The sequence below is a fragment of the Paenibacillus popilliae ATCC 14706 genome, assembly GCF_000315235.1.
GTDB classification, from domain to species: Bacteria; Bacillota; Bacilli; order Paenibacillales; family Paenibacillaceae; genus Paenibacillus_B; species Paenibacillus_B popilliae.
Window position 1 is genome coordinate 1 of the sequence record NZ_BALG01000157.1, and the last position, 6,527, is coordinate 6,527.

Annotated in this window: 6 protein-coding genes and 1 pseudogene; 3 read left to right on the forward strand and 4 right to left on the reverse strand. The window is 43.6% G+C overall.

Translation table 11 applies throughout. The annotated features are described in order from the left end of the window. Positions 1 to 3 precede the first annotated feature (3 nt). Positions 4 to 99: an IS3 family transposase gene (locus PPOP_RS10810; RefSeq protein ID WP_422730639.1), complete on the forward strand. Its 96-nt coding sequence runs from the start codon at positions 4 to 6 to the stop codon at positions 97 to 99. Between the two features lie 183 nt (positions 100 to 282). On the opposite strand, the gene PPOP_RS10815 is transcribed toward PPOP_RS10810, so the two are convergent. After that, positions 283 to 3,771 carry a hypothetical protein gene (locus PPOP_RS10815; RefSeq protein ID WP_006286376.1) on the reverse strand — a complete coding sequence of 1,163 codons (3,489 nt, stop codon included), beginning with the start codon at positions 3,769 to 3,771 and terminating at the stop codon, positions 283 to 285. Positions 3,772 to 4,391: 620 nt separating this feature from the next. Here PPOP_RS10815 and PPOP_RS24220 point away from each other — a divergent pair. Further along, positions 4,392 to 4,772, forward strand: a complete 381-nt coding sequence (locus PPOP_RS24220) for a hypothetical protein (RefSeq protein WP_234399793.1) — start codon at positions 4,392 to 4,394, stop codon at positions 4,770 to 4,772. An 18-nt stretch (positions 4,773 to 4,790) separates the two neighbouring features. Here PPOP_RS24220 and PPOP_RS24225 read toward each other — a convergent pair whose 3' ends face one another. From PPOP_RS24225 to PPOP_RS25935, 3 genes and pseudogenes are all read right to left on the reverse strand, one after another. After that, positions 4,791 to 4,979 (reverse strand): hypothetical protein, encoded by a 189-nt coding sequence (locus PPOP_RS24225; RefSeq protein WP_006286378.1) that lies wholly within the window; start codon positions 4,977 to 4,979, stop codon positions 4,791 to 4,793. 100 nt (positions 4,980 to 5,079) lie between these two features. Further along, complete coding sequence (locus PPOP_RS23415) at positions 5,080 to 5,340, reverse strand: hypothetical protein (protein ID WP_199898968.1); 261 nt, start codon at positions 5,338 to 5,340, stop codon at positions 5,080 to 5,082. A 270-nt stretch (positions 5,341 to 5,610) separates the two neighbouring features. Beyond that, positions 5,611 to 5,740, reverse strand: a pseudogene (locus PPOP_RS25935) (transposase); the annotation flags it as partial. Positions 5,741 to 6,178: 438 nt separating this feature from the next. Between PPOP_RS25935 and PPOP_RS10825 the strand changes: the two are divergent. Next, a partial coding sequence (locus tag PPOP_RS10825; RefSeq protein WP_006286380.1) for a hypothetical protein occupies positions 6,179 to 6,527 on the forward strand: 349 nt, incomplete at its 3' end.

Sequence of the window (6,527 nt, forward strand, 5' to 3'; positions counted from 1 at the left end):
CAGATGAACTTCCAGAGCCTTACTCACCTGGAACTAGAGTTGTACGATTACGTCAACTGGTTTAACAAGCATCGAATTCATGGAACATTAGGGTTATAACTCCTGTCCACTATCGAAATCTAGCCCTTAAAAAAGTTGTTTGATTTACTGTTGACAATCCAAAACACACTCGAAAATATTTTTAGTTTTGGTAGTGGATTGGCTTTCATTAGCAATAAGTATTGCTCCCTAGTATAGCTGTTTCTGTCCAACTAAGTGTAGCCAATTCATGGGGGGGGGAATTTATGGGAACAATGATCGGAGTCGATCCTTCCATGCCTTGCTTTCTTTAGACCCCTTTTCTTTTAGCATCTCATTTTCCTTTATCGCCCTTCCTTTAAGCTCCTTTTCTTTAAGTTTCTCTTCATACTTACTCCATAATCCAGGATTTTCTTCCCATGGAGCCTGATTTAGTCTTTCTCCTTCTCTATAGAAAATGAAACGCCCTTTCAATCTTTCACGATTCCGGTAAACACAACGCAGCTCAGAAGCTGTGATTGACTGACCGCCTCTAGGTGTTTCAGGTGTGAGTTCCTCCTTGGTAACTACCTTTTCCATATCTAAATCGTCGAGAATAAAATGAATTTTTGTTCTCTGATTTGTAGCGGCGATTTCTATGCCGTGTTTACTCCCCCGCTTCCATAGCAATTTCGATTGTAAGGGGACAATATCAGAGCCTAGTATTAATTGATGATACACATCACTATCATATTCTCGGGCTGTTTCTTCAAAAATAGCGGGGATATTAAATTTTTCATTGTTAAAGTAATCGTTCCATAAAGGATAATGCCCCCTAGAAGATTTGCTCAGTTCCTGTTCTAAATCCTTTGGAACCTTAAGTTTCTTTGCTAATTTTTTTAAGTCGTCTTCTGATTCCTTGCTAAAATACTTTTTCAATAAAGGTATTTGTCTATCACTAATTTCTAGCATTACAGCATTATTATATTGGTCGATAACTATAGCAGAAGTGCTTGCTTTAGTTAGGGAAAATTCTTTATTAATTTTTCTTATAAAGCGTGACCTTGGTTCACTAAGTCCATAAATTAAATCGCCGTTCTCGAAACTATAACCCACGTTGCTTATTGGTGCACTTTCATCCGCATCCATTTGACGAGTTCTTTCATTTCGTGTAGCTGCGCCCCCTGCGTTTTGAGCTTCGGGAATGATTTGCTCCAGTTCCGACTGCTCACTTGCAGTTCTTGTCCCCGGTTGCGACTGTTGTTCTCTCCCCTCCATCACTGCGATTTCTTCTTCTGTTAATGTTGGAATGTTGTCATCTAACTCTGACTGTTCTGTTGACGTGCTTATCCCTGGTTGTGGTTCCGTTTCACAGCATTCGATTGACCGCTTGGCTCTACCTCCGGGACCGCACGGTCTGCAAACTTGGATCTCCCTTTCTTCGACCGTACTTTCTTCTTTATCAATTTCCTCTCTAATTTGTTTCGCTGCTGTTTCTTCTGCCTCAACTGCACTTTCTTCTTTATAGATCTCCTTTCTTATTTGTTTCCCTGCTGCCTCTTCTGCCTCAACCGCACTGTCCTTTATCATTTCTAGCTTGGTGGTCGTTTTTGATAAAATGCCTATTTTTCGACTGATTGCTTTTACACCTAAGATCATTCCATCTTCCGGGCTGATAGGTACAAAACCTCCAATTGGATCAGTGGCTAGAAAAATAAACAGAACATATTTCATTGTATCTAAAATCTGTGCTTGCCACCCAGGACTGTCAAATAAGTTATGCTCCATCATTTCAACCGTAGGTAAAAATATGTGTCGGAAAGCTTGTCGTTGCCCGTTTATGTTCTCTTTTGCTTGCTTGACCTGGATGACATTCTCCGCTGCTGTCTCTAGATTACTCCAATATGCGGCACGCTCTTCCTCTGTCCCTGCTGCTTGATCCAAAGCGGCAAGCAGTTGCTCTTGGCCTACCCAATCCGATACCGTTATTCCTGAACCGATTTGCTCCATCAATTGCGCCAACGACACCATCGTTCGTAGCACTCCTTGCTTGTCCACTTGCTGTCGGATATGCGCATTCGTTTCCGCTTCCCCGGGACCGAACAAGCTGGCCTGCAAGCTATTCTCCACGGCTTGCACCACTTGCTTATTGTCTTCCCATATAGAATTTAATGATTGAATTGGATGCTGGATCAATTCTGATAAACTGTTTCCAAGCTCGGTGAAAAATTTTGCAAATGTAGGTTCCTTGGCTATTTTTCTGGCATGCTCCCCTTGCACCCCCTCAACAATCATTTTCATCTGTTTTCCCAGATCAACAGCCATACTTGCATAGTGGTTAGCTTGCTCCACGGTCGTGTATAGTCGTTGTTTGGCTTGGTTAGTTTCTGTTTTCTGCGCGGAAGGCAGCGTTGTTCCTTGTTCCGGATGAATGGCCAGCCACAGGCTATGATAAGAGAGCCTGTGCGGGTTTTTAAGGACTTGAATCAGTTGTTTCGTCTTCGCTTCGGCACGCCGCTGTGCAGCTTTATGCTCTTCTCCCTGTTCTGACCAGCTTGCGAACTGATCCACGAGTAAAACTTCTCCGTCAAGCCTTTGTTGTTCTACACGGCTACGATCACTATGCCCGACCCGATGATAAGCCTCTTGCTCCCGTTCTTCTGCTTTTTTTAATTGCTGCTGAATTTCTTTCATTTTTTTGGCATTTTGCTGCGTAATAATTGCTAATAATAGATCTTCGAATACGCTTAACTCCTCTACGGTTAACTCCTCTATTGGGAACCCTTGGAGAAACTGCAAAATAGGTTCAACATGTTCTTGGTTTATCGTCACTAGTTGGGTAACTATTTTATTCATTTGGGAATGTAAATTTCGTTGTTTCGCTTGGAATGGCTGAAGGAAAACCGTACTCCCGTCTTCTATGATTTCAGGTGGTACGTCACCCATTAGGGTCTCCAATTTATACATCATTCGTTCTATATTTCTATAATTCACCATCGCATGTAGGGAAAGTACCATTGTTTTTAGATGATCATTTGCTGGTGTACTTAATTCAGACGCAATCAACGTAATGCTTGATTCCAAGTCTTGTATCATGCTGTGTAATGCATCGGTGACGGGTTGTATTTTATGTTCATATATTTCTATTCGTTGTTGCTTCGCTTGGCCATCTGCTTGTGCTGCTTTTTTTTCAACTTGAAGCAGCTCTTGTTGCTTGTTTTGAAGGGTTTGCTGTTGGGCTTGATGTTGAGCTTGCTTCTGCTCTATTGCAGTCATTTGCTGATCATAGCGGGCTGCAATCTCGGCTATTCTTTTCTTGCTTGCATCCACTTGTTTTTGGCCTTCACGGATGGCTTGTATTTGTTGTTTGACCCGCCTATCCGATCCTCGACCTTTAGGATATCTCCCCTGCAGCATTTGCGATAATAGATTCACATCAGAAATTTTTCCTACTATATATCCATTATTATTTTCCATTGTTTCTTTCATAATTTGTTCACGAAGCTCTTTCGCCTCTTCTATTTCTTCAGCTAGCATCCTCTCTTCTTCTACTAATTTTTTTTGTTGTTCTTCTAGCTTCGTTTGCTTTTCTTGCTTTAATGCTTGCAATTGTTCTTCCCCTTTGCTCAATAGGGATACGAACTCTGCCGTAGGGGGTTGTCCTTCTGCATACAAAGGAGAAGGAACATAAATTTCTGTAACTATTAAATTGAAGCTTGTTAACACAATAAGACTGATTTTACGAAATTTTTTTAAAGACATCTTCCTATTCATAAATAGTTATACCTCCAAAATAATCTTCAAATGTTAATATTAATGATTGAAATTGATTTTACAACTCCTAAATTAATGCTTTCTTGTTTAAAAAAACTTTTTGTACGAAAGTGACTCCTCACACGAAGTAGTAGGATGTAGTTCTTTACACTGAAGTAGAAGGATTCTGTAACTGGCGCAAAAAGACACCCCCTATAAATTGTGTGTAGCCTCTCGGAATTCAATAATCCGCATTGGCTCTGGCCCTTCGGCCAGAGTCTTTTATTGTTTCACCCCCAAAGCAGGGATGCGAACGAATTTTCCTCTTGACATTTTTGAAAAAGACCCAAAATCAGCGAGAAGGCATTTTTGTTGCCTATCTCTTAAAGACTTGGGTGATTGCTGTGAAACTTGTTTCTCGTTCCCGTCAGGACTACTTGACCTTCGTAACTGATTAACTGCACAAGGAGTACAATACTCCCGGCGCCCTGTCGCTGCTTCAGCAGTTCTACAGCAACCTCGTCTTCTGGGTCACGCCCATCGACCTTTCCTCCACTGCCTTGGTTCACTCCACATACTCCCTAAAAACCAAAGGCCGCTCACCTCGCGACCCTGCCTACATGCTGCGCAGCACACTGCTCATGACCAAGCTCGGGATGAGCGTGGATGACTGGGTCCGTGCACTTCGCACCATACCCATCTATGCCATTCTCAGCGGTTTCGAGCCGGGCGCGATACGCCGGGCGTCGGCACCTTTTATGACTTCTTCCGGAGGCTCCAAAATTACGGACAAACTCGTCTCCCGTGCCCTGCGTGAAGCGAAAATCCACTACACGCCCAAAGAACACGATCTCTTGCAGCAACTGTTCCAAACGATGTTCGTCTTGCCTTCTGCGGCGAAAGGGTTGCTTGGCGATACTCACGGCTTCCGCGTCATCGGCGACAGCTCCCCGGTCGAGACCGGAGCTCGCTCCTTCGGTAAGTTCCTTTGCGACTGCCGCAAGTCAGGAATCTGGAAATGATCCTGCAAACGGCAATTTTCAGATCCTGATGCCAACTGGGGCTGGGACAGCTGCCGCGAGAAATATGACTACGGGCGCACGCTCTACATGTTCACGGCAGCCGATAGTGCTTCCAATCTGCCCGTATACCCGCGGTTGTTCCGCGCCAGCCAGCACGATGCCGTATCGTGGATTTGCGGTTACCGTGAACTTCTTCACCTGTGCCATTTCATCGGCGCTTCTGCTTCATTCACCCCTCATTTGGTCTCAGAATGCTTGTTTTATTCCGAGCCTCTATATTTTTTAACCAGTATATGGAGTATTAGGTTTATCCGGCATCCCCCAACTCTTGAAGCTCTACATTGTACCCTCGTTGTTTGATTTTGTGTACCCAGTAGTTGACGTCCTTTTCTTTTTTCGGTAAATCATCTTGACCGAGTTCTTCATAGGGCACACCCGTCCGCAGCATGATGAAGATGATGCGAAGCATCAGGTGAGCCAGTGCCATATTTGCTTTTTTCGACCCTCGCAGACCAATCGGTAATAAAAGGCGGATAGTCGCGTGTTTTTTGTTTTGGCAGCAGCCCAAGCAGCCTGACATCGCACGGACTTTAAGCCTTTATTCCCTCTACGGGTTCACGTACTTTTTTTACCGGCGCTTTCGGTATTCCGTGAACGACAAATAGACCCCACCTAGCAGTCAAAATGGGTCGGTGTATGATGAATGCAGATTCGTTCATGCGACAGGAATCCGGAATGTGCGATGACCATGGCATAACGGAGCGAATGCCTCAGACTCTTGCAAGTCAGCAAGTTGCGGCAACTGTTCCAATAGATACGTGAGATACCGGAACGGATGCAATAGTGCGCATAAAATCCCTTCTCTACAGTGACCGTCGCACCTCGGGGTGAACGGCTTCTCCTTGCTTGGTGCAAGGACGAAGATCCAAGGCACTAAAAAAGATAGGCAATCGATCTTTTGAATGCATTTTTAGCAAATCTTCAAAGGAGAGTAGACTGTCCCGGAGAATATACTTTGGAGAATATAGAAGGTGACTTCCTCCATTCTTAGGGTTTTTGGTTGGGTTACCGAAAAAACTTCGCCAAGTTGGGGTGAAGTCCCTTTTTTATGCTAGAAAATCCTTGCGTATCAGGGCCTTAGGTTAATGCAAAATGCTCAATATAGATAAATATTCTCCTGCGAGTAAGTTATCGTTCTTTTCAATTGTCAGTTGGGTGAGTGTAATGTCTATACTCATGACCTATGCAGTTCAATACACTAATTGGTAATCAGTCACCACTACAAAAGTGTCTACAATATTTCGATAAATATCTAAAAAACCACTTGACTTTTCAAAATAGACACTATAATTGCGAAGGATACCTTTTTTATAGGGTATATCTTCAGATTATGGGGTGGGTCACCAATGTCAGCGTTGCAAAAACCGAAGTTTAGAGAATTGAATCACGGCGAGTGTGCGGGAGCGCCCATTCTGAAGAGTCTCTGGGATCGATTTGACTTCTCCCTGTTACTCACTCAATCCGGCATTATGAAACGCAATGGAACGCCATCTTGGCTTATTTGCTTCCTCTATATTGTCGGTCTCGTTTCCAATTGCTCTTCCGTTGTCCAGATGGCGCAACTGGCCGACAAAGATGCATTGCTGAAAGTCATGTTTCAACCTTGGAAACTTGCACAGTACACTTTAAGCCGCTTTTTAACGAAAGGCTTTGCATGGACAACGTTTGGAAAAAAACGTGTCGAGCGCTTGCAGC